This window comes from Enterococcus raffinosus (assembly GCF_018917525.1).
In the GTDB taxonomy this organism is placed as follows: domain Bacteria; phylum Bacillota; class Bacilli; order Lactobacillales; family Enterococcaceae; genus Enterococcus_A; species Enterococcus_A raffinosus_A.
In genome coordinates this window covers 36,984-61,386 of sequence record NZ_JAHLOS010000010.1, presented here as the reverse complement: position 1 = coordinate 61,386, position 24,403 = coordinate 36,984, and the positions used below count along the sequence as shown (strand labels likewise).

Here is a 24,403-nt window from a genome sequence, read left to right as displayed (position 1 = left end):
TATAATTTTTCATAAGCAAAGGGAGCATGCAACGCAATTATTTGCGAAGTATGCTCCCTTTGTTTAGTTGTTTAATCTTTTTTGTGGTTTCGATATTCTCGCAATCTTCTCTACTTGTTTGCGTATTTTAAAGTAAACGAATATAGGTGGCACACAAATATCCATGCTATAATGTAGGCGAGAAAAGCCTTTCAATTTGGAAACGTGTCCTATCTGAAAGGCTGTGAGAACGATGCAAAAATACTTACCAACAAACGATCTACTGTTCAAGAAAAGTTTTACCTCTGAAGATTCTCTGCATATACTAAAGGCATTTGTCAAAGATTTACTCGGTATTGAATTCAAGCAACTGAAGCCAAAAGAAACATATCACATCGATAGCTATAAAAAATCTTTTGACGAGCTGGATATCACCTGCACCGAAGTAGATATCTTAGCGATCGGTGAGGATGGCAGTCACACCACGATTGAGTGTCAGATTCAGCCGCATATGTACTTTCGCGAACGCACCATTTTTTATCTGGCGGAAGCATTTTGCAGTCCCTTCGGAAATTTAGAAACCGCTGATTTTATTAAAGGAAACAATTTTTCCGCATTACGTCCCGCATATGGAATCAATATTATCGATTTTCACTTGTTTGACAAAAAACAGCCCGCTCTGCAACGCTTCCGTTTACTAAATGAAGAAAGTTCGGTTCCCTTTCTCGGAACCACTGGCAAAGAGCTGCTGATCGCCTGTTTCCTTAGCTTAAAAAACGAAACAATCGAACAACAAAGCGCTGCTTATCATTGGCAATACTTTTTCAAAAGCGGTATAGTCCACGCTGACGCCCCAGATTACATCAAAAAAGCGAAACAAAAAATAGACTCTTACAAACTTGGAAGGGAGGAAAAAGAGATGATTATGAAAATCGATAAATCCAAAGCAATAAACGATGCAGTCATCTCCTCTGTTCGACTAGAGAGTGAGAGGATGGGGCGTGAACGTGAGAAATATTTGATTGCGCGTAACCTCATCGAAATGAAAATGCCGCTTGAACAGGTTGTGGAAGCTACTGGATTGGAACTTGATACGGTTAAAGAGTTAGCAGTTAAGAAGTAATTTAAAAAATGATCAAATAGCTGATTGAAGCGATGAGATACTTAATCGTTGGTATCCTGAAAAAATTTTACAAATCGTATCCAAAAAGTATTGATTTAAAGACAAAAAGAGTGAGCCAAACACCCGTAGATGTTTGGCTCACTCTTAGTCGTTTCAGCTAGGGGGCTGAAGGATTTAAGGTTGTTTTCCGATATAGGCTAAGATACCGCCGTCAACGTATAGGACGTGTCCGTTAACGAAGTCAGAAGCTTCTGAAGCTAGAAAGACTGCTGGTCCTGCTAGATCGGTGGTAGTACCCCAGCGACTTGCAGGTGTCCGTCCTAAAATGAAGTTATTAAATGGATGGCCTTCCTCACGTAGTGGAGCTGTTTGAGGTGTTTCAATATAGCCAGGGCCGATGCCGTTGCATTGAATGTTGTATTGTCCATATTCAGAGGCAATGTTTTTCGTTAACATTTTTAGTCCGCCTTTTGCGGCAGCGTAAGCACTAACGGTTTCACGCCCAAGCTCGCTCATCATGGAACAGATATTGATGATTTTCCCAGCTTTCTTTTCAATCATGTCTGGCAGGACTGCTTTAGACACAATGAATGGGGCATTTAAGTCAACATCAATGACTTGGCGGAAGTCTTCAGCCGCCATCTCAACCATTGGAATCCGTTTGATGATCCCGGCATTATTTACCAAAATATCAACCGAACCAACGTCTTCTTTGATCTTAGCAACCATCGCTTGGACCTGTTCTTCATCGGTTACATCGCACACATAGCCTGTAGCCTTGATGCCAGCTTTTTTATAGTTCTCATTTCCTTGATCCACTGATTCCTGATTGATACTATTAAAAACAATGGTCGCTCCTGCTGCTGCCAATGAACTAGCGATCTCAAAACCAATCCCATACACGCCGCCTGTAACCAAAGCTACCTTGCCGTCCAATCGAAAATTATTCATACTAAATGTCATGATAAAACTCCTTCTTAATTTATTTTTTTGTTGTATTTTCTATTTCAGTTGATCCATCGGTACCATATCCATATCAGTGTAAGTAATGTTTTCCCCGCACATCGCCCAGATAAAGGAATAATTACTTGTTCCTACTCCGGAATGAATCGACCAGCTTGGTGAAATAGCCGCCTGTTCATTCTTCATCACTAAATACTTGGTTTCATCTGGCTTGCCCATCATATGGAAAATGCGCGTATCCTGTTCCATATCAAAGTAAACATAGGCTTCCATGCGGCGCTCATGGGTATGACACGGCATCGTATTCCAAGAACTGCCGGGCTCTAAAATAGTGTAGCCCATTTGCAGTTGACAGCTTTCGCAGACATTCGGGTGAATGTATTGATAAATTTTGCGTTCATTTAAGGTCAACGGTTCGCCAGTTTCCATCGGTTTGATCTGATCGATACTGATTTTCACGTTGGGATATTTGTGATGTGCTGGCACCGAACTAACGTAAAACTTTGCTGGATTGTCCGCGTCTTGTGAAGAGAAGATGACTTGACGAGTTTCTTTACCAATGTAATAGCCATCTTGCTTTTTCATTTCTTCTTTTTTTCCGTCAATTTCAATAAATCCAGGCCCGCCAATATTGATAACACCTAACTCGCGGCGTTCTAGAAAATAATCTACACCTAGTTCTTTAGATAGAACGATTTCTAAGGGCTCTTTTGTAGGGGTAACGCCGCCGAAAATCATACGATCGTTGTGGGTATAAGTTAAGGTGATGGTTCCCGGCTCAAAAACTTTTTCCACCAAAAATTCATCTCTTAATTGTTCTGTCGAATAGTGACGGATATCCTCTGGGCTATGGGTGTAGCGTGTTTCCATGTTTTGCATTGCTGAATTCCTCCTTGTGTTGTGAATCAAATGGGTTTATATAATAGTAATTTTTCGTAGCGTTTAAATCTTATCGTTTAATTTTTCCTGATCCAAGGGCCAAAAAGGCTTCCACTTCTTCTTGACTAAACTGATTGCAGTCGCCATGAACGGTATGCTTCAAGGCTGAGGCCGCTGTCGCGAAATCAACCACCTTTTGATACGAATCCTTCATTAAAAGTCCGTGAAGAATCCCACCGGCAAACGCGTCGCCGCCGCCGACCCGATCAATAATCGGATCAATTAGATGGCATTGAGATTCATAATAGGTGCCATCAGCCCATGATGTTCCAGTCAGTTCATTTACACTGGCCGAATGAACCGTCCGTTTTGTAGAATAAAAAACAGAAATATTCGGATAGGCTTCCTGCATTTTTTGATAGTAATAAATCGTTTCTTCTTTATCTGACGCACCAGCATAAGCGGGGATACCTAGAAAATGCTGAGCATCCAAGCTGCCTGCCGAACAATAATCGACATAAGGTAAAATAGCTCGGATAGATTTTCCCGCTTCTTCCGGCGTCCATAATTTGCCGCGGTAATTCACGTCAAAACTGATCTTGCAGCCCGCTTTTTTGGCCGCCTTCAAAAGCGTTACTGTCAATTCTCGCCAGCTAGCTGAAAGGGCAGGGGTGATGCCAGATAAATGGAAAATATCGGTGTTCTGGAATAATTCCTCCAGTTCCCATTCAGCCTTTTCCATCACGGCAAAGCTTGAGCCTGCCCGATCATAGACCACACTTGCGCCACGTTCACCGACACCCGCCTCAAGATAATAGGTTCCCAGTCTAGGGCCTCCCAGCAAAAGCTGAGAAGTATCAACACCATAACGATTCAAATGCTTTTTCACAGCCTGACCAAGTTCGTTTGTAGGCACTTTACTGGCAAAAACCGCGTGATGTCCATAGTTTGCTAAGGAAATTGCGACGTTGGCTTCACCGCCGCCATAATGAGCAGAAAAATCTTCAGCCTGTGCGAGTCGTGTACCAGCTGTGGTCGAAAGACGCAGCATGATTTCCCCTAAAGTAACAACCTTTCCCATGATTAGCCTCCTTTATGAGTTTATTTTCAAGTTTCTATTTAACGATTGAATGTGGGATTAGTGTCCTTTTATTTCATGGAACTTCGTCATGTATTGGGCAGCTACCTCGGTTACTTTTTCAAAATTGCCAGTTGCCGCAGGGGCTAACAGATTACCACCAACGCCGACCGTAATGACACCGGCTGCGAACCATTCGGCCATATTGTCTAGGCTGACTCCGCCAGTTGGCATAATATTCAACTGTGGCAGAGGTGCTTTAAAGGCTGGAATAATCGACGGGCCATATGCACTTCCTGGGAAGAGCTTAATAATATCCACACCGCTCTTCAAGGCCTGTTTCATCTCGGTAATCGTCATACAACCGGGTAAATACGGAATTTGATAGAGGTTGCAGATTTCCGCTGTTTCTTGATCAAAGGTAGGGCTGACAATATAATCAGCGCCAGCCATAATCGCCAAGCGGGCAGTCACGGCATCTAACACAGTACCGGCACCAACAACTACTTCTGGTGAATCTTGATAGGCCTCAGATAGTTCTCGGATTACTTCGTCTGCCTGTGGAACAGTAAAGGTTAACTCGAGTCCATGCATTCCGCCTTTTACAATCGCGTGACTTGCCTGTAATGCTTCTTCTTTTGTTTTCCCGCGAACAACAGCAATAACGCCGGCCTTTTCTAATCGTTGAAGAATTTCAATCTTTTTCACAATTACCACTCTTTTCTTATTTGGAAATCATATTTTATTATAAGGAAATTTATAGTTTCATTATACATGGAAAAGCTGGAATTGCAAACGGTTTAATGAAGAAAATTGTTTTTCTTGCTCTTTTTTTTGCGCAAGAGGTGGATAAGGCTTCTTAAACAGAAAAAAGCTGGTTGGACAGGCATGTGTCCAATCAGCTAAGCAGGTTTCTGCTATTTATTTAACAGTTGTTCTAAGTCTCTTTTGGTTTGAAGGATCGTTTGGATAATCAACTGTTTTTTCTCATCGTTTAGTCGGTATTTAGGCATACTGACGCTAAAAGCACCAATCGCTTGTCCGTCTTTTTCTAAGGAAGCACCGACACAAAAGATATCCAATTCGACCTCTTCATCGTCAAAGGCAATCCCTGACTGCCGGATTTCCTTTAGCTCTTTGGCCAAGCGTAAAGGATTGGTAATAGTGTTCTCTGTATGAGGAACTAAGGTATGCTCTGCCAGATATTGATCAAAGGCTTCCTGAGAAAAGGTTGCCAGGACAGCTTTACCCATGGCAGAACTGTATAACGGACGTGTGATCCCAATCTTTGACGACATGCGAATCGTTTGGTGTTTTGCATCCAGTTTGTTTATGTAGAGAATTTCATTATCGTTTAAAATCCCTAAATGAATGGTTTCATCAATCGTTTGCTGGAGCTTTTCTAGATAGGGGAGAGTGATTTCTGCCAGATCTATTTGTTCAAGCCGTTGGTTGGCGTAGCGAATTAATTTTGAACCTAGCCGATAGGTTTTATGCTCACTTTTTTTTACATAGCCAATTAGGACTAAGGTGTCTAATATTTTAATAGTTGTTGAAGGTGTCATCTTTGTAGCAGCTGTAATTTCCTGAAGGGATTGATCAGGCTCCTCTGCTAAAAAATCCATAATTCTGGCTGCTTTTATGAGTACCGTTCCGTAGGGTTTTGCTTCTGACATCTGCCTCATCCTTTCTATATAGGAAATTATATACGATAAATAAGAAAAATCAACTATTCAAATTTTTAGATGTAAAGAAATCAAAAAGACCACCCTTGTGAAAATGGGTGGTCAATAGTGTAAATCTGTTTGATTTTAAGGCAGGGTGATCGCTTCTTGCGTGTCACTATCAAAAAAGTGACTCTTATTTAAATCAAAGGCTAAATCAATTTTCTCACCTGGTTGATGGAAATCGCGGGCATCAACACGTGAGACAAATTCGGTATCGCCAATTTTTGAGTAAAGCATGGTTTCTGCACCAAGTAATTCAGAAACGACGATCTCTGATCTTACAGTAGCTTCTGGTGTCGCATCAATGACAATTTGCTCAGTGTGAATATCTTCGGGACGGATACCAAAAATCATTTCTTTGCCTTCGTAGCCTTTTTCGACTAAGACTTTGTTCTTCCCTTGTGGAATTCTTAAGTTCAGACCATGCTCATTGGTAATACAGCCATTTGATAGTCGGACGGTGAAGAAGTTCATCGCCGGCGAGCCAATAAAGCCAGCCACAAAGACATTCTTAGGCGTGTTGTAGACTTCCTGCGGCGAGCCTATTTGTTGGATAAAGCCATCCTTCATGATGACGATTCGATCCGCCATGGTCATGGCTTCAGTCTGGTCATGAGTAACATAAATGGTGGTAGTATTTAAGCGTTGATGAAGTTTAGCGATCTCTGCTCGCATGGCGACTCTCAGCTTGGCATCAAGATTGGATAAAGGTTCATCCATCAGAAAGACTTGAGCATCTCTGACAATTGCTCGTCCTAGAGCAACACGCTGTCTTTGTCCACCAGATAAAGCAGAAGGTTTTCTGTGAAGATACTCAGTCAAGCCCAAAATCTCAGCGGCATTTTCAACCCGATTTTTTATGTCGTTTTTATCAAATTTTCGCAGCTTAAGCCCGAAAGCCATATTGTCAAAGACTGTCATATGCGGATAGAGTGCGTAGTTTTGGAAAACCATCGCAATATCTCTGTCCTTGGGCGCAACATCGTTCATCAGTTTGCCGTCTATCAGAAATTCACCTTCAGAAATATCCTCTAATCCAGCGATCATTCTTAAGGTAGTAGATTTCCCACATCCTGAAGGTCCAACGAATACAATAAACTCGCGATCCTTAATATGTAAATTAAAATCCGTGACCGAGTAATTCTCATTGTTCTCATATTTCTTGTGGATACCATTTAAAGCGATTTCAACCATTTTTGTTCCCTCCTCGATTTGTTACTCAAACTATACATGATTGCGCTTTCTTATCTCAACGTGAATGTACACAAGAAAAAAGCCAATTTTTGTATAGTTTGCCGAAATCCTAGGAATGATGAAAATTCAAGATAAGAAGGTAACCAAGAAAAAGTGCATTCGCTTCTTTCAAATTAAGTCCTGTTTCAGAATAAAATTTTTCAATTTTATATAGCAGCGTGTTGCGATGCATATACAAATCTTTTGCCGTCGAGCTGAGATTTCCTAGATTGTTCCAAAGTGCCGGAATAATCTCACACATCTCACTTTTCTTAAGCCACATTGTATAAAGCTCCGATAAAAGCACGCTGGCTTTTATGTTCTCGTTTGAATAGAAGGACATCGCCACATTGGAGATATCTTTGCATTTCAAGTTTGTCGTTGTTTCCCAAAAGACTGTCTGCTCTTCAGAAAAAAATTCAGCAAATTTATGTTGGCTAGAATGAAAGGAACCGACAAATAATCTTGTCGAAACATTGAAATCCGTATCAAGAGCTAGAAACAAGCCATCAAGGTCATTGGTACTCAAATAGTCATCGGATTCTTTTTCAACGAGAAAGGCGGTAGTTTCGGTTGTAAAAAAGAAGTCTACGATATTCGGAAAAATTTGTTTGATTTCTTCAATCCAAAGTTCTTTTAGCGGGAAATCAGAGGTGCTAAGTTTTATTTGAATCACTCGGTAATGGCCTTCTTGGTCAATTGATTTGTTTTCGAATAAAAATGAATACCAAGAATGTTTTTCTTTATCAATTTTATTTTTACCAAAGAGAAGAGTTAAGAGTTCTTCTTCACGGGCAGTTAATTCTTTTTTCGATATCCGAATGAATCCAGCTTCTACGGGAATAGCTATATCATCAGGACTATGATCGTTTGTAGTCTGCAATGAAGAGGAGGGGAACAATGATTTGATTTCTTGATAGTTCATAAAAGCAGCTCCTTTATAATAAATGATCGGCATCGTTCAAGCTTTATAATTTGGCGTTTATCTTAAGAGTAGAAGGTATATTTGGAAAAGTCAATTTCAATCTGTATGTTCTGAATTTAGCATAGATAGTCTTTTGTATGATGATTTCTAAATAGAAAGGGATTAAAAGTTTCGTGTGTCCATTCTTTCTAATTTGGTATACTTGGACTAACAGAAAAGGAAGGGCAAATTAATGCTATTGACATTTATTATTAGATATTTATCTTTTTCGCATTTAATCGCGTTTGGAATTAATTATTTTATTCTGGACGATATTAAAAATAAAAAGCGGATCAACTACTTATTGATTTTACTGATTGTATTATTTGGTTTTTTCGTAGGGGCCTATTTTTCCTATATTGATACTGTCGTGATGTATATCTTTTTTCTAATTTTATCGGTGAAAAATTCAGAGGAAGGGAATGTTGTCACTTCATTGCTGGTGGTTTCCAGCGCCTGCCTGATTGAGATAGTAGTAAGCAATATATCTAAGCCTTTGCTTTCTTTGGTCATCCAGCAGCAGAGCATTCCAATCTTTTTTCTATTTTTGTTACTTCATCTAGGTCTTTTGCTTCTTAGCATCATGGCCTATAAAAAGTGGTTGCTGCCCTTGATTAGACGAAAGAAAAAAGTCAATCTCTTCGCCTATTTATCAACGATTTCATTGATCGTCTATTTTTCCTATTGGACGATTTCACTCTATGCATCGACCTTCTTTTTAAAGGCCTTTGTTTCTGTTTTTTATCTGGTTTTTGCGATTTTTGGCGGGGTGATCATTCAAGCGATTTCCCGTAACCAAAACTTGAAGCTGGAGGCGGAAAAAAGACAGCTTGAGCATGCTATACACCAACGATATATTGAGGATTTAAAAAATCAATATCAAGGAATTCGGGAGTTTCGCCATGATTACGTTAATCTTTTAACCTCAATCGAATATTATATAGAAAATGAAGAATTCGAAGCGTTAAAAACTTTCTTCAATTCAAGTGTCAAAAAAACTAAGAATTATTTGAGAAGTGATGTCCTTCATGCAGATGAATTGAATAAAATCGATTCACTGGAGATAAAAAGTATTTTAACCATGAAACTGCTAGCTGCCCAAGAAAAAAATATCGCCATCCAAATCGAAACGGATGATGATATTCAGTTGAATCCGGCGGTTGATTCGGTCGTGCTGATTCGTATTCTAGGTATTTTGCTAGATAACGCGATCGAGGAAGTCGAAACAATGCCAGGGGGGAAAGTGTCAATCGGGATTTTTTCGATTAAGGGGGATACGATTTTTGTGATAGAAAATACTGCACGTGAGCAGATTGAGCCATTGCAAGTGTTGAAACAAAAAGGGTTTTCAACAAAGGGAGAAGGAAGAGGACTTGGGCTCTCCAATATTGACGAGTTAACATCGATGGAGCCCCATATTCTTTTGGAAACAATCCTATCTGAACAACGATTTATCCAGAAGATTATTGTAATCGGCGAGGAGGGGTAAGTGTGTTAGGAATTTTTATTTGTGAAGACAATGAGGCTCAACGAAATCAAATTGAATCCTATATTAGAAAGTATTTGCTGATCGAAGAGCTGGACATGGAGATCAAAGTTAGTACAGATACACCGGAACATATTCTTGATTATTTAGAGCAACATCCGGATTGCAGAGGGATTTATTTTTTGGATGTTGATTTGCAGTGTGATATGAATGGGATTCAATTAGGTGCAAAAATCAGGGAAAAGGATTTACACGGTAAAATCGTCTTTATCACCACTCATGATGAGCTGTTGGCGCTAACTTTCAAATATAAAGTCGAGGCTATGGACTATATTTTAAAAGAAGCTGAGATCACTGCTGTACGGGAGCGAATTCAAGAGGCGTTAAATCAGGCTCAGCGACATTATCAAAAAGAAGCACAAAAGGCTGATGATTTCATCCAGCTCAAAATTGGCAATCAAATTCGAGTATTTGATCTGCAGCAGGTGATATTTTTTGAAACAGCACCAACGCCTCACAAACTGATTCTCCACTTAGCCAATAGCACGTTAGAATTTTATGGGAAAATAAATGATGTTCCAGAGTTATCGCCACTACTTGTTCGAATCCATAAATCGTATGTGATCAATTATAAGAATATACAGCTGATCGATAAGAAAAAAAGAGAGGTCATTATGGTAAATGGGGAGAAATGTTTACTTTCTATTCGGCTAATTAAACAGCTTGAAACAGCGATTAAGACAAAATAATGAGCGTTTATGACAAATTTCGAACAAATCACTCCTCAGCCTTTATAATTTGAAGTAATAGGAGGTTGAGCGATTATGAAGAAAAAAATGGTAGCAGTCTTTTTATTAACAGTATTGGCAACAACGCCAGTATCGGCACTTGGTGCGGAAAATGAGCTCGTGAGCTTTGACACTCAAACAGGAAATATCGGAGCTAGGACATTAACATTAAAACAATGGTTCAAAAATGTTCCGCCAAAAACCTATCGCGGAAAGAAAAGAATCGATTATTATAAGGCCATTGGCGGCGGGTATATTGGCGTTTATTTATGAGAAAACGATCATTCATCATAGCCTGCTGTTTAGGATTGCTATTGGTTTCCTTCATTTTTAGAGTCAGTATCCATATCAGAATTATTCTGGTTCTAGCAACACTGCTCTATATTTTAATTGACAGATCACTATGAGAAGAATCGTCGTGTAACTCGCGACGGTTTTTTTTCGGTTATTTTGGGTTAGAAATAGCGAATATCCTCAGGTAATTCTATAGTTTAGAGAAGCCTAAAATGCATGAGAATTCAGCTTTGATATAAAAATTTAAGAAAAAGAATAGTGTTCAAAAATTAATAATTTTCAGTTCGATTTTTCATATTTTATCATTCACTTGAAACTTTTTTTACTGATTCTACATTGATTTATTTGAAAAATATTTAGCAACTCTTGTTTTCTGTTTTAGAGATTCCAATAAAGTGACTTAAATAAGAATGAAAATTTACTAATAATGTTTCTTCGTCAAAACAAGCTGGATTTCCACTTTTCTTCATTTTAATTAATAATAGAACTAAATAAAAAACGTAAATTCGGCAAGTGGAAAGGAAGCGAAGTACATGGAAATAAAGCAGCTGACAAGAAGACAACTCTTTACAGTCAAGAAAAAGGAAAACCTAGAGAAGAAAGTGTATAAATTCTGGGATGAGACTGGAAATGTAGATCTAGTCATTGAATACATTATCGCGATCATTTTAAGAAATGCATTAGTAGTTAGCGATTTTTCACTACCGTGCCAAGACCTTGTTCGACAGCTGCTTTTCCATGCTGAGCCGAGTGAAACGCTTAAAAAGTTTTGTCCATTCTTAAAGGATTATGTGGAAGAATCTGAATGGCTGACTGTTATTAAACGTTTATTTAAAACTGAAACAAACTATTATAAAGCGACCAAAAAGATCCGGATCTATGAGAGCTACTTGAAAAATAAAGGGACAGCTGAAATTACTGAAAAATATGATAACTATACTCTTATCTCTTACTTTGAAGATGAAAGTGGGAAGAAGCATGTCTGGAAATTAAGAGACGTTGATCCAAGCAAGACTCTTGATGAGACGAAGCGCATTCTTGGCATTTTGACAAAAATGACAATTTTTAAAAAGGGAGATATACGCCAATTTGCAAAATTCTTGGATTGCGAATGCCAAGGGACCACTACGCTTTACAGTTCGCGAGCACCGAAAGAGCAAGAAGCAAAAGAAGTTGTTGTTGAAACCCAAAAAATAAAAGCGGTTACAGATGAAGAGTCAGATCTATTGAAGGGCTACGACCTTCATTTGCTGAACAAGGATCAGCTGATTACGCTGATCAAAAGCTTGCTGAAGGAAGCAGAAGCGATTATGCGTGAAGCGGAACTCGGTGAGGTAAGTGATGAAGATTTTGACATGTTGCCCTATAATAACCTAATCTCACAGAGAACGAATCTAAATGATCGAATTGTTCCGGATATTTCTGATAAAGCAAAGAAAACATCCAAATCTACATCTTCAAAAGATGAGGACGAACGGACTTTAGTGGCTGCCGGTACCATGATTGATACACCTGACGAAAAACCACCCAAATCAAAAACCGCATCCAAAAACAATTATACGAAGCGGGAACGGGCATTACTGAAGAGATTTGGTAAGATCTAGAAGTAATTTTTACATCCTTTTATTAAGGTTTATTTGTTATAGCCTCAGAGATTTTAGTTATCGTTTGCAAGGCTGGATTGTATTACCTCTGAGTCGTTGAGGAAGAAGTGTGCCTAAAGGAAGTAAAAAAGGTGCAAAAGAAAAGTTTATTTTTGCTTGAATATAGCCTAGTATAAAAATTTGAAACAGCTATGAGTAAGGACTTTTGCTGACTAGGAAATTAAGGAAGTGAGATTTTTAACGATTTAGATTTGCAAAATATATGTTCGAATAATGATGATGCGGAATTAGCTAACCTAGAGCAATTCCGCATTTTTTTTTACTCCATATCGGTATGTCTTTCCAGCATACTCTCTCCAGTTTCTCCCATCCTTTCCATTAATTCTAGGATGATCCCGTCGTAGGTTAGAAAACTGATTTGTTCAAAGGCAGAACCCATCGGTTGAATCGAGGTGAGATTATTTTCTTTTAGTTTCGGCGATACGCCGGGAAGTCCGACAACGACATCGGCTAGCTTGGCTATTTCAGATTCTTTATCCATCGTAAGCAAAGCAAGTGTCACCCCGTTTTTCTTGGCCTTTTTAGCTAAGGCTACCAAACTCGGTGTGGTACCAGAACCAGAACCGAGAATCAACAAATCCCCCTTAGCTGTTCTCGGGCAACTGATCTCACCCACAAGACTGACCGTTAAGCCTAAATGAAGCAAACGGTTCGTGAATCCTTTGATAGCGACACCTGACCGGCCAGCTCCAGAAAGAAAAATCTTTTTGGCAGCCAAGATTGCTTCTACTAATTGATCTAGCTCCTCATCGTTCTCGTAATCGACAAAGAATGACAATTCCTCAATTATTTTCTGTGTGTGTTTTTTTACAGACATACATTTCCCTCCAATAACTATTAGTACTTAAAGTCTAAAGAATGCTGAAAAGTCTCACAAGAGTATTTTTGACAGAGGAAGACTGACAAAGGTGTCCTTTCAAACGATAGCTTTTCTGAAAAACGCCCCCTATAATTAGTGTCAGAAGGCGCTTTCTAAAACGAATATTCTTAAGGAGGAAAAGAAAATGGAATTTCAGCAACCTGCAAATGCAAATAGCTGGAGAGCGAAGATTCAGCGTATGGGTGGATTTTTAAGTTCGATGGTGATGCCGAATATCGGCGTATTTATTGCTTGGGGTTTGATGGCAGCGTTCTTCATCCCGACTGGATGGACGCCGAATGAACACTTAAATGAACTGGTTCCGCCGATTTTGAATTATTTATTACCTGTCTTGATTGGATATACTGGCGGATACAACGTTTACGGTAAAAGAGGCGGAGCAATCGGCGCGTTGGCAACTATGGGGGTAGTTGTCGGAGCGGATATCACAATGTTGATCGGCGGTATGATCATGGGGCCGATCGGTGCGATTCTGATGAAGAAGATTGACGGATTATTTAAGGGAAAAGTAAAGCCGGGGTTAGAAATGCTGGTGGACAACTTCTCATTAGGATTTCTTGGGTTTGCGATAGCACTTATTGGATTTGTGGCAGTCGAGCCGATCTTTGCAGTTATTCTATCCTTCATTTCAGGAGGAGTCGATTGGTTGATGGCGCGTAACTTGATTCCATTGACCAGTATCTTTGTTCAGCCGGCACAAGTTCTTTTCTTAAACAACGCTGTCAACCATGGGATCATGATTCCATTGGGGACCCAGCAAGTACTAGAAACAGGCAAATCGCTCTTATTCTTAGTTGAAGCAAATGGCGGCGCTTGGGTTGGATTGCTGATCGCTTTTTCAATGTTTGGTACAGGGATGGCAAAAAAATCGGCACCAGCCTCTATGCTCATCCAATTCTTAGGCGGGATCGGTGAAGTAGCCTTTCCTTATGCCATGATCAAACCAGTCACGATCTTAGCACCGATTGCAGGCAACATGGTGGCCTTAGCTATTGGTCAATTATTCGGTGGTGGAACGGTCGGCGCCGTTTCTCCCGGCAGCTTCTTAGCTTTACTGATGATGACGCCGCGAGGAAACTTTGTCGTAAACATCGCGATGTATGCGTCAGCAGTCTTAGTTTCCTTTGTTGTCGGTGCCTTCTTCTTGCGCCTAAGTTTGAAAAAGGATCTTGCGGCTGAAGAAGCGTTGGCTTTAGAGGGTGCTGGTGCATCTACTACAGAAGCATTCGAAACGGCAGCGCCAGAACCAATCGTAGCTGAGACTGCTGTGACAACAGGCAAGATGATCAAGAATGTCATCATCGCTTGCGATGCTGGGATGGGATCTAGTGCGATGGGGGCGTCCATGTTGAGTACCAAAGCCCGTAAAAATATGCTGGAGGTAACAGTCAAAAATGTTTCAGTTGACAACATTCCAGAGAACGCCGATTTGATCATTACTAATGAAATTTTATTAGAGAGGGTAAAAGGTCTGACAAGTGATAAACAGGTTCCTATTTTGACGATCAAGAATTTCTTGGACAATAGTGAATATGACCGTTTTATAAAGTTTATCCGAGAAAACAATGGCGAATAGGTGTATCCGCTTTCAGATTAGTGTAGTATGATGAATTCTACTAATTCATAGATGGGGGAGGAATCTACATGTATTTATCTACCAAAGAGAGCTCTATCTTAACGATCTTATTAAATAGTAGAAATAAACATACAGCACAGGATATCAGTGATCAGCTGAACATCAATGAGCGGACCGTTTACAGAGAATTAAAAAATATTAAAGCGACCTTGAAGACCTTTGATTTGGAACTGGTGACGATTCCTTCAGAAGGCTTTGAGATTCAAGGCAAGTCTGAGAGTCTCTCAGCACTGAAGCAGGCTTTTCAAAAGCAGAATATTCATCAAATCTTGACTGTGACAGAACGGGTCGATCTCGTCACATTGATCCTATTGTTGGAAGAGGACTTTATCAAGATGCAGGCGATTGCTGCGGAATTATTAGTCTCTCTTTCAACAATCAAGAAGGATATCGCCTTTTTAACAGATAATCTACCTGCAAAGGGGATTCGAGTGATCCCTAAAAAAGGCGAAGGGATCAAATTGGAGACGGATGTGATCAATCGTCATATCTTGACTTTGGATATCTTGACGAAGCATGTGACTTCTTCGGAATTTATCGCTTGGTTTTTACTAAAGAAATCGAAGGATTCATTTTATAAAAAGATTTGTTTTCAAAAAATAAATGAACCTCTCCATTTTGCATACGAGCAGTTAGGCGAGTTGAAGGCAGATATTGACGATAATGATTTACAGGAGCTCGTCATTTTACTCTCTTTATGGCTCAATATCTGTCATCTGACCGCTCTGCCAAATAATTCGATTGATACGATCGCCATCGAGCTGGATCAAACAGGGAACAAACTTTATCAACGAATGATTGAAAAGCAAAAGACGATCTTGGCGAAAAAAAGTCATCCAGAATCCTTTTTGGATTACTTGAAGTGGATCATTCACTTATATTTCCAGCGAAATCATACAGATGAGTTTGACCTGCCGCGTTTTGATAATGATATCGCCGTTTCAGTGAAGGCCATGGTGAATAATGTCGAAGCACAATTAGGGGTGAAGCTTCACGGCAATGAACGACAAATTCGCGATCTGTCTGCGCATTTAAGAAAGGCCGTCACGCGGATCAATAGCGGGCTGTTTGTCAGAAATCCCATGAAAGATGAGATCAAGAAAAATTATCTGTTCATCTTTGAGATTGTCAGTCGCGCAGCAGAAGAAGTCTTCGGAAAAGACTTTTTTCCAGAAGATGAGCTGTGTTTCCTCGTGTTGTACTTCGTGATGATGATCGACAAGCTATCTAATAAGGCCTTTCGTGTGTTGATCGTGTGCTCCAGTGGGATGGGCTCATCAAAAATGCTGACCAGCCGGTTGGAATACGAAGTTCCAGAGGTTTACGTAAAAGATATTATTTCGCTAACTGATCTGCATAATAAAGATGTTCATGATTACGAACTCGTTCTATCCACGATCCCGCTGCCATTGGCGCCGGAAGACTACTTAAAGGTCTCTCCTTTACTGAATGAACAGGAATTGGCTTTAGTCCAGACTAAGATCAACAATCATAAATATAGCGATCTAAAAACGATCCAGCGGCAAAAGCAGATGAATGTCGAGGATTTTGAACAGCATCTTGTCCAGAAGCTGTTCTACACCCAAAAAATCTTGGAGCTGATGAATCATTGTCAATTCAGCGAAAAAAGAATATTCACTACAAAAATCAAGAAAAAGCGAGATGCACTCAAGCAGTTAGCTATTGCATTGGACGTTGATGAAGCGAAACTGACTAACAGCATTCAAACAACGGTGCAGCAGGAACAGACGGTGAACTTCATTGTTCGCAGAAACAAAGCTTTATCGGCGGATCGTATCCAGTTGATTTCTGAGGCGTCCAAGCAGTTGGGCAATTATTATTTAGTCGTGATCGAAACAACGGAAGATTTTTCAGAGATCAGTCAAAAGTTTTATCGACAAGTCAAAGAGATCTTTTTTGATCATGTCTACGAATTAAGCAAAATCGAATCAGCGAATGATTTGAAAACCTATTTAGTAAAGATGAATGAAATTGTATAGATTGCGAGATGGGAAGATGAAAATTTTTAAAGACGAAAATATTCAATTGAATCAATACTATGAGAATAAAATCGAAGCCATTTTAGCTGCTGGAAAAATTCTAGTTGAAAATGGGTATGTAGAGGAAAGCTACCTTCAGGACATGCTGGCGCGGGAAGAAGAAGTCTCGACATACATCGGAAACAATATTGCTATTCCCCATGGCATAGTGAAGTCAGTAGAAAAAATCCACTCATCTGGAATCTCGTTATTACAGGTTCCAGAAGGTGTCGATTTTGATGGGAACACAGCCTATTTAGTTTTCGGTATAGCGGGAAAAAATAATGAGCATCTAGAGATTTTAGGACAGATTGCGACGATTTGTTCAGAGATGGAAAATGTCGAGATTCTTCGTCAAGCAACATCTAAAGCAGAGATTTTGAAAATTTTTGAGGAGGTCGTCGTTTAATGAAACAAGCATTACACTTTGGCGGAGGAAGTATCGGGATCGGCTTTATCGCTGACCTGTTGAATGAATCAGATTTTGAGGTAACGATCGTTGATATTGATAGCGGCTTAGTTGACCAAATCAATGAAACGAACACCTTTGATTTGTATCTGATCAATGAGGCGTACAAAAAGAAACAGCTGACACACATCCACGCATTATCTTCCATCGAAGATCAAGCAGCGATCATTGATCAAATCAGTACCACTGACTTGATCACGACAGCAGTCTGGGCTGAAAATTTGCCAAAGATTGCTCCTGTTCTTCTTGAAGGATTGAAAAAGCGTGTGGATCATGGCCATGATCGAGTAAACATCTTGGCGTGTGAGAATGCGATGTTCAATAGCGAGATTCTGCGTAAAGCGATTCTTGCATTAGATTCATCAGTGGAGGGCTGGCTAGACACCATCGCGGCATTTCCTAATACCGCGGTTGACCGGATGGTATTGGCTTCTGAGCACGAAGGGAAAAAGACGATCGACATCGGTCGCGATCATGAATTAGTGATCGAAGAATCAAAATTAGTCGATCCAGCAGATAAGCCGATCAAGGAGGTTATCTATACGACCAATTTGAAAAAATATATCGAACGGAAGCTTTATATAGTGAACTGCGGTCATGCATGGGCTGGGTATATTGGTTTTGTCCATGGCTACTCCATTATCCAGGATGTTTTCCATAATGAAGAGCTAGTACAGATGATTCGCGAGACGATGTGGGAATCCGCACATTTGTTAATGGAAAGATATGGCTTCACTGAACAGGATATGATCGACTACATCAATTTTATTATGGATCGTTACCAGACACCGGGCATCGAGGATCTGATTACCCGAGTGTCTCGCTCGCCGATTCGCAAGCTGCAACCAGAGGAACGCTTGGTAGGGCCATGTGTTCAATGCGAAGAGCTGGGACTAGAGAATCAACGCCTATTAGAAGGGATCGCAGCAGCATTCCTTTTTGACAATCCAGAAGACGAACAATCTGTTGAACTTTTAGCGTATGTGGCCGAGCAGGGTATTGATGAAGCAATCGTTCATTATACGAAGATTCCATTAGACAATCGGATGCATCAGGCGATCAAGAAAAATTATCAGAAATTTCTGGAAATGAAGGGGTAAGTCGGCATGAATGCAGAATTTTCAAATCAAGCAGGAAGTCGAGTGGTGGACGCGATTATTTCCACGATCAAAGTCAACAAAGGATATTTAACTGAGGTCGATAGTCATGGCGGTGATGGTGATCATGGCATCAATATGAATAAGGGCTTCACCATCGCCAGAGATGAGCTAGATAAACAATCTGATTACACCATGAGTGAAGGATTAAAAGTCATCAGTCAGGTATTGATGAATAAAATCGGCGGCTCGATGGGACCATTATACGGAAGTTTCTTCAGAGGACTAAGTGCGGCATCCAGAAAGAGCGGAAAGATCAACAAAGAAATAATGCTGAATATGTTGAAGAAGGCGTATCAAAATCTTGCTGAACTAACGGATGCTCGAGTTGGTGATAAAAGTTTGATGGATGTGTTGATTCCATCAGTTGAAGCATATGAAAAAGCATTATCAGCTGGGAAAAGCTTTGAGCTTTGTTTAGCAGAATCTTTAGCTGCGGCTAAGACAGGTCTTGAATCTACAAAGGCGATCCCTGCAAAAATTGGACGCGCAAGCCGGATTGGTGATCGCTCGATCGGACATCAGGATGCCGGAGCGACCTCTTGTTATTTAATCCTTGAAGCGATGGTACAAACAATCTATGAATTATTGGAGGAATAGCAGCGATGCAAATTTTTGTGAATAATCCAGATTTTATTGTTGAGGATATGCTGAAGGGCTTTGTGGTGGCACATCCTGAGGTGATGCTTTCGCCGCTGAATGAGCGAGTCGTCACCCTCAAGGAGAAGAAAGAAAAAGTCGGCGTAATTACGGGTGGAGGCAGCGGACACGAGCCAGCCTTTCTAGGTTATGTGGGTGAAGGAATGTTGGACGCTGTTGCAATTGGTGAAATTTTTGCCTCACCGCCCGCTCAAGCGTTCTTGGATGCAATGATCGAGGCAGATAATGGACGAGGGGTGGCCTGCCTGTTTGGTAACTACGCCGGCGATAATATGAATGTCAAAATGGCAATTCAAATGGCTGAGGATGAGGATATTGAAGTCAAGTATGTCGTGGCGACAGACGACATCGCCTCTTCTCCTAAAGAAACTCGTGAAAAGCGTCACGGAATCGCTGGCGGGTATTTCATGTGGAAGGTTGGCGGAGCAAAAGCAGCGAGTTGTGCGACATTGGATGAGGTCATAGAAGTAGCGCAAAAAGTAGTTGACCGAACCAGAAGTATTTGTGTCGGAGTCAGACCATGTACCATTCCAGCTGTCGGTACGCCTAATTTCTTGATCGACGAGGGGACGATGGAGTTTGGGATCGGTCACCATGGTGAGACGGGGATTGAAAAGAAAGCATTAGGTACTGCAGATGAAATTGCTCACGAGATGACGGAAGCTATTTTGACGGACTTTGATTTTGATGAAAATAGAAAATTGGCCGTAATGATCTCAGGCTTAGGCTCAACCATGCTGATGGAGCAATATGTCATTTGTGGTCAAGTTTTATCCATATTAAAGGACCAGGGTCATCAGATCGAAAAGGTTTATGTCGGTAATTTTGTCACTTCGTTAGACATGGGTGGTCTATCACTAACGATCGTTGATTTAGATGAAGAGATCACACAATTATTAGAGGCCGATGGACAGGCTGCTGGATTGAAAAACTATTAAGGATAGGGTGAAAAAATGAAATTACAACTAGCTTTGGATGAGTTAAAATTAGAGGAAGCATTAGTCTTTGCAGAAAAGGTACAGGAGCACGTTGATATTATTGAGGTGGGTACACCATTTGTGATTGATTCCGGGATGGAGGCTGTCCGCCAATTCAAAGAGAAGTTTCCAAATAAAGAGATCTTGTCAGATGAGAAAATCATGGACGGCGGCTATTATGAATCACAGCTGGGTTTTGAAGCAGGTGCCGAATATGTGACCGTTTTGGGTGTGACTGATGTAGCGACGATCAAGCAATGTGTCAAAGCAGGAAGCGATTTTGAAAAAAAAATTGTCGTCGATATGATTTGTGTGGCAAATCTTGAAGAAAAAGTGGCAGAAATGGAAGAGCTGGGGGTAGATGTGTTAGCGGTCCATACAGGAGCGGATCAGCAAGCCTGCGGTCGAACTCCACTTGACGATTTGAAGGTCATGACAACTTGTGCGAAGAAAAGTAAGATTGCAGTCGCTGGCGGGATCAGCAGCAAGACGATCGATAAATATGTTGCTCTGAATCCTGATATCATTATTGTTGGCAGCAGCATCACCCATGCGCCCGATCCTGTAGAAGAAGCACGCTTGATCAAAAAAGCGATGCTTGCGAAAGCTTAGGGGGGCGAAAACGGATGACCCCATCAAAAAATTTACTTGCAATCCTAACTGAGCTGACTGAAGATGCTCATCAAATCGATCAACTGCAATTGGAACAGGTTCAATCGTTGATACTAAAGGCAAAACGTATTTTCATTGCTGGTGCCGGACGTTCCGGGTTTGCGGCTCGTGCCTTTTCTAATCGTTTGATGCATTTAGGCTTTACCGTGTATTTTGTGGGCGAGCCAACCACCCCTTCGATTCGCGAAAACGACTTGATCATAATCGGGTCTGGCTCAGGTCGTACATCAGGTCTGGTCAATATGGCAAAAAAAGCTAAAAGTGAAAAAGCTCAATTGGCGACGATCACGATCCACCCGAAGAATCCGATTGGTACGATGGCTGATGCATTGATTCAAATTCCCGGTATTTCAACGGGTGATAAGGCAACAGAGAAAGCACCATCGATCCAGCCAAACGGCTCCTCTTTTGAGCAGTTATCTTGGCTTGTCTATGATTCACTAATCGTTGATTTGAAAAAGGAACTAAACCAAGAGCAGACGGATATGGATTTCCGGCATGCCAATCTTGAATAACCATCAGCATCGAGCTTACGCTCGGTGCTCTTTGGTCAGGGAGGAAAAAAATGAAGGTTGCATTGTTTGATTTGGATGGCACATTGATTGATTCAGAACGCTATTATTTTTCGATTTGGCAGGAATTGATGGTACGAGAGGGGTACTGTTTAGAGAAGGATTTTTATCAAAGTGTTGTCGGATCGCCGACATCGATCTTGAAGGAAAGGTTTCAAAAGCACTTCGGTGAGATTCCGATGTTTGATCAGCTGTTTGAAGAGTTTATGGCTAGACGAGAGCAGCCACAAGCGCAGGCGGTTTTTCCCATAACTAAAGGCTGTTTCGAATATTTGGTTTATTTGTCAAAGCGCGGGATCATTTGCGGCATTGTTACGTCTAGTTATCAAAAAGAAGCAGAAAGCATTCTGGAAAACTTGAAGCTCGCCCGATTCTTCTCTTTTGGTGTATACGGTGATCAGGTTACCAAAGGAAAGCCCGATCCCGAAATCTATCTCAAGGCGATCGAGGTCGCTCAGCAGCCTGTCGATCAAATCGTCGTTTATGAAGATTCCCCCAATGGGATACGATCCTCAGTTGCGGCTGGTTTGTCCTGTGTCCACATCAAAAACTTTGTCGATCCAACTCCAGCGATCGAGCAGCTAGTTGAAAGCAGCTGTTCTGATTTTTTTGAAGTCATGAGTCTCCAAAAGATCCACCTAAAGTAAGCAGTCATCGCACTGCTTTTTAATTGGTAAAAAACGAAAATCCTTCTAGCTACACTGCACCATATCCTCTATAATAAAAAGACGATGAAATTTTGCTGATAAAAGCTTCATCGAGTGTCGAGTGTCAGGAGAGGGAGCGACAGAATGAAGATAGAGCCGTTTAAAGTGGAATTATGGATGAATGAACATGAAGATAAAGCGATTTACAACACCGGAGAGACTTGTGTCGACTCCATCAGCATGGATGAGTTATTCGCGATTGCTGGATTAAATAAGCATGAAGTATTAAACGAACTGACGCAAAAGCGCCTGACTTATGGACATATTTTTGGCAATCCAAAGTTTAAAGTAGGGATTGCTTCCCTTTACGAAACGATCCAAGCAGAGAATATCACGACGACCCATGGCGCAATTGGCGCAAATCACTTGGTGCTCTATTCATTGGTTGAACCTGAGGATGAGGTGGTAGCTGTACTACCAACGTATCAGCAGCTGTATTCGATTCCGTCTTCTTTCCAAGCAACGGTGAAGCAGCATGTGTTGACACCTGAAAATAATTTCTTGCCTGACTTGACGCAATTGAGAAATCAGGTCAGTACAAAAACGAAAATGATCATCATTAATAATCCTAACAATCCTTCTGGTGCTTTAATGGATCGTGGGATGCTGGAAGAGATTATTGAGATTGCTAGAGCAGCAGATGCTTATATTCTTTCAGATGAGACGTATCGCGGATTGACTCAAGAAGAGGTGGAGAGCCCTTCAATTGCCGATATGTATGAAAAAGGCATCAGTGTTAGCAGCATGTCGAAGGTGTGGTCGCTGGCTGGGCTGCGGTTAGGCTGGATTGCGACAAAAAATGTCAAAGCGTTAGAGCAGTGCTTGCTTCACCGTGATCATAATACTATCAGCTGCGGCATGATTGATGAGGAACTAGCTGCGATCGCTTTAGCAAATAAAGAAAAAATCTTGGTAAGGAATCTAAAAATCGTACGTGACAATTTGAAGATTTTAGATGAGTGGGTAGCAAAAGAACCCCACATCTCTTATGTAAAACCACAGGCAGGTACCGTGACACTGCTTTATTATGATTTTGATCGTCCAAGCAGAGAACTCTGTCTTGATCTGATCGATAATCATGGTTTGCTGTTTACTCCTGGAGATTGTTTTGAATTTGAAAACTGTGTTCGGATCGGGTATGGTTGTAGTACAGAAGAATTGATTGCCGGTTTGAACAAATTTTCTGAATACTTGGCGAAGATTTAAAATTTGAGAGCGTAATGATCTTTCTAATGGTCTTACGCTTTTTTGCTGTAGAAAAAATCTTGTTGGTTAATAAAATCCTACAATTCGTTAACAACTGCTCCATTATCAATTACGACAAGCAATGGTACACTAAAGGTGATCAGAGAGGGGCGATTAACATGACGTTGTTAATGGGAAGGATTATCCAGAAGCTTAGAAAAGAACAGAATTTGACACAGGGGCAGGTAGCGGCAGCTTTAGGAGTCACAACTGCTGCCGTTTCGAAGTGGGAGACAGACAGTACCTATCCAGACATTTCCTTATTAGGCCCGTTGGCACGATTGTTGAAGACGAGTGTGGATCAGCTAGTCAATTTTAAGAAAGCATTGAGCGAGCTGGAAGTAGCGAATTTTGAAAAAGAAGCCCGAGCTATTTTTGAAACAGGTGATAGTCAACAGGCAATGGACTTTTGCGACGCGCTGCTGAAAGTCTATCCTAGTGATGACCTGTTACGCTTTCGCCTAGCTTCAGTGTATATCTTCTATCTGAACGCTTCTTCTGAGGAGAGTCAGATGAAGCATCAACTTCATGAAGCAATTCAATCATTTGAGGGGCTTCGAACATCGGAAAATCTTGAATTGAAGCAAGCTTCTCTGCATGTTTTGGCAAGCCTCTATTTGATGGATGAGCAATTAGCCAAGGCTGAGGCGGTGATCGAGGAATTACCACCAGTAAATCAAGATCCTCGAATGATGAAGACAACTATTCTATATAGAAAGGAAGCCTATGAGGAATCTTTGAAGCTGAGTCAGCTTTGTCTATTCCAAGAATTACGAGATGCTAGTCTGAATCTTTATCACATAGCAAAAGTCGCGCGTAAGCAGAAGGAGTATGAAAAAGCGATTGAAATTGTTGAAATTGGTATCGAAATGGATAAACTGCTTCATATTGATCAGATTTCTGGCACCAATGCCAATTACTATTTGTTTAAGGCTGAAATTTTAGCGATACAAGGAAAAAACGATGAAGCACTAAAGGAATTAAAAAAATTTATCCCTGCTTTAAAAACAGCCTTTACATTGAAGAATCCAAGAAAAGACCTTCTATTCAATCAAATTGCGTTGAAGGACTCCTCCGTTTCCACCCAATATATCGCAGAACGAATGGCTGATTTAATTGAACAATCTGAGGAATTTTATCCATTGTTGGAAGACCAGCGATTTTCATCATTATTAATTGAACTGAGAATGCTGAAAGAATAGATTACGAAT

At 40.7% G+C, this 24,403-nt stretch carries 24 protein-coding genes; 16 read left to right on the top strand and 8 right to left on the bottom strand.

Features of this window, described 5'->3' with window-relative positions:
• Nucleotides 1-232: 232 nt before the first annotated feature.
• Nucleotides 233-1,102 carry an Rpn family recombination-promoting nuclease/putative transposase gene (locus KQI58_RS08765; protein ID WP_216408328.1) on the top strand — a complete coding sequence of 290 codons (870 nt, stop codon included), beginning with the start codon at nt 233-235 and terminating at the stop codon, nt 1,100-1,102.
• Between the two features lie 174 nt (nt 1,103-1,276).
• Here the strand turns inward: KQI58_RS08765 and KQI58_RS08760 are convergent, their stop codons facing one another.
• From KQI58_RS08760 to KQI58_RS08730, 7 genes are all read right to left on the bottom strand, one after another.
• Complete coding sequence (locus tag KQI58_RS08760; protein WP_216408326.1) at nt 1,277-2,065, bottom strand: gluconate 5-dehydrogenase; 789 nt, start codon at nt 2,063-2,065, stop codon at nt 1,277-1,279.
• A 39-nt stretch (nt 2,066-2,104) separates the two neighbouring features.
• Complete coding sequence (gene kduI, locus KQI58_RS08755; RefSeq protein WP_216408324.1) at nt 2,105-2,944, bottom strand: 5-dehydro-4-deoxy-D-glucuronate isomerase; 840 nt, start codon at nt 2,942-2,944, stop codon at nt 2,105-2,107.
• Between the two features lie 70 nt (nt 2,945-3,014).
• The gene (locus tag KQI58_RS08750) at nt 3,015-4,025 is read right to left on the bottom strand and encodes a sugar kinase (protein ID WP_216408321.1); all 1,011 of its coding nucleotides are present in this window, start codon (nt 4,023-4,025) and stop codon (nt 3,015-3,017) included.
• Nucleotides 4,026-4,082: 57 nt separating this feature from the next.
• Nucleotides 4,083-4,730, bottom strand: a complete 648-nt coding sequence (locus KQI58_RS08745) for a bifunctional 4-hydroxy-2-oxoglutarate aldolase/2-dehydro-3-deoxy-phosphogluconate aldolase (RefSeq protein WP_216408320.1) — start codon at nt 4,728-4,730, stop codon at nt 4,083-4,085.
• 209 nt (nt 4,731-4,939) lie between these two features.
• Nucleotides 4,940-5,698: an IclR family transcriptional regulator gene (locus KQI58_RS08740; RefSeq protein ID WP_216408318.1), complete on the bottom strand. Its 759-nt coding sequence runs from the start codon at nt 5,696-5,698 to the stop codon at nt 4,940-4,942.
• 135 nt (nt 5,699-5,833) lie between these two features.
• The gene (locus KQI58_RS08735) at nt 5,834-6,943 is read right to left on the bottom strand and encodes an ABC transporter ATP-binding protein (protein WP_016181915.1); all 1,110 of its coding nucleotides are present in this window, start codon (nt 6,941-6,943) and stop codon (nt 5,834-5,836) included.
• Nucleotides 6,944-7,052: 109 nt separating this feature from the next.
• A complete protein-coding gene (locus tag KQI58_RS08730; protein WP_216408315.1) occupies nt 7,053-7,907 on the bottom strand; it encodes a helix-turn-helix domain-containing protein in 855 nt (284 codons plus the stop codon).
• A gap of 232 nt (nt 7,908-8,139) precedes the next feature.
• Between KQI58_RS08730 and KQI58_RS08725 the strand changes: the two genes are divergently transcribed.
• From KQI58_RS08725 to KQI58_RS08710, 4 genes are all read left to right on the top strand, one after another.
• Nucleotides 8,140-9,435: a sensor histidine kinase gene (locus KQI58_RS08725; protein WP_216408313.1), complete on the top strand. Its 1,296-nt coding sequence runs from the start codon at nt 8,140-8,142 to the stop codon at nt 9,433-9,435.
• A 2-nt stretch (nt 9,436-9,437) separates the two neighbouring features.
• On the top strand, nt 9,438-10,181 hold the full coding sequence (locus KQI58_RS22990) for a LytR/AlgR family response regulator transcription factor (protein ID WP_216408311.1): 744 nt from the start codon (nt 9,438-9,440) through the stop codon (nt 10,179-10,181).
• A gap of 75 nt (nt 10,182-10,256) precedes the next feature.
• Entirely contained in the window at nt 10,257-10,493 is a 237-nt protein-coding gene (locus KQI58_RS08715) for a hypothetical protein (protein ID WP_216408309.1), read from the top strand.
• Between the two features lie 554 nt (nt 10,494-11,047).
• Complete coding sequence (locus KQI58_RS08710) at nt 11,048-12,118, top strand: hypothetical protein (protein WP_216408307.1); 1,071 nt, start codon at nt 11,048-11,050, stop codon at nt 12,116-12,118.
• 319 nt (nt 12,119-12,437) lie between these two features.
• Here KQI58_RS08710 and hxlB (KQI58_RS08705) read toward each other — a convergent pair whose 3' ends face one another.
• Nucleotides 12,438-12,995: a 6-phospho-3-hexuloisomerase gene (gene hxlB, locus KQI58_RS08705; protein WP_216408304.1), complete on the bottom strand. Its 558-nt coding sequence runs from the start codon at nt 12,993-12,995 to the stop codon at nt 12,438-12,440.
• Nucleotides 12,996-13,182: 187 nt separating this feature from the next.
• On the opposite strand from hxlB (KQI58_RS08705), the gene KQI58_RS08700 reads away from it, so the two are divergent.
• From KQI58_RS08700 to KQI58_RS08650, 11 genes are all read left to right on the top strand, one after another.
• Complete coding sequence (locus KQI58_RS08700) at nt 13,183-14,634, top strand: PTS mannitol transporter subunit IICB (RefSeq protein ID WP_216408303.1); 1,452 nt, start codon at nt 13,183-13,185, stop codon at nt 14,632-14,634.
• A gap of 68 nt (nt 14,635-14,702) precedes the next feature.
• Nucleotides 14,703-16,694 carry a BglG family transcription antiterminator gene (locus KQI58_RS08695; protein ID WP_216408301.1) on the top strand — a complete coding sequence of 664 codons (1,992 nt, stop codon included), beginning with the start codon at nt 14,703-14,705 and terminating at the stop codon, nt 16,692-16,694.
• Between the two features lie 16 nt (nt 16,695-16,710).
• A complete protein-coding gene (locus KQI58_RS08690) occupies nt 16,711-17,142 on the top strand; it encodes a PTS sugar transporter subunit IIA (protein WP_127979359.1) in 432 nt (143 codons plus the stop codon).
• The gene (locus tag KQI58_RS08685; protein WP_216408298.1) at nt 17,142-18,302 is read left to right on the top strand and encodes a mannitol dehydrogenase; all 1,161 of its coding nucleotides are present in this window, start codon (nt 17,142-17,144) and stop codon (nt 18,300-18,302) included. The genes KQI58_RS08690 and KQI58_RS08685 overlap by 1 nt, the downstream gene beginning before the upstream one ends.
• Before the next feature lie 6 nt (nt 18,303-18,308).
• Nucleotides 18,309-18,959 carry a dihydroxyacetone kinase subunit DhaL gene (dhaL, locus tag KQI58_RS08680; protein ID WP_216408296.1) on the top strand — a complete coding sequence of 217 codons (651 nt, stop codon included), beginning with the start codon at nt 18,309-18,311 and terminating at the stop codon, nt 18,957-18,959.
• Nucleotides 18,960-18,964: 5 nt separating this feature from the next.
• On the top strand, nt 18,965-19,957 hold the full coding sequence (locus tag KQI58_RS08675) for a dihydroxyacetone kinase subunit DhaK (protein WP_216408289.1): 993 nt from the start codon (nt 18,965-18,967) through the stop codon (nt 19,955-19,957).
• 15 nt (nt 19,958-19,972) lie between these two features.
• Nucleotides 19,973-20,608: a 3-hexulose-6-phosphate synthase gene (hxlA, locus tag KQI58_RS08670; protein ID WP_216408287.1), complete on the top strand. Its 636-nt coding sequence runs from the start codon at nt 19,973-19,975 to the stop codon at nt 20,606-20,608.
• A 14-nt stretch (nt 20,609-20,622) separates the two neighbouring features.
• A complete protein-coding gene (hxlB, locus tag KQI58_RS08665) occupies nt 20,623-21,183 on the top strand; it encodes a 6-phospho-3-hexuloisomerase (protein WP_216408284.1) in 561 nt (186 codons plus the stop codon).
• A gap of 50 nt (nt 21,184-21,233) precedes the next feature.
• Entirely contained in the window at nt 21,234-21,887 is a 654-nt protein-coding gene (locus tag KQI58_RS08660; RefSeq protein ID WP_216408282.1) for an HAD family hydrolase, read from the top strand.
• Nucleotides 21,888-22,031: 144 nt separating this feature from the next.
• Nucleotides 22,032-23,153, top strand: coding sequence for an aminotransferase (locus tag KQI58_RS08655; RefSeq protein WP_216408280.1), 1,122 nt, complete (start codon nt 22,032-22,034; stop codon nt 23,151-23,153).
• 158 nt (nt 23,154-23,311) lie between these two features.
• Entirely contained in the window at nt 23,312-24,394 is a 1,083-nt protein-coding gene (locus KQI58_RS08650) for a helix-turn-helix domain-containing protein (RefSeq protein ID WP_216408277.1), read from the top strand.
• Nucleotides 24,395-24,403: the final 9 nt, after the last annotated feature.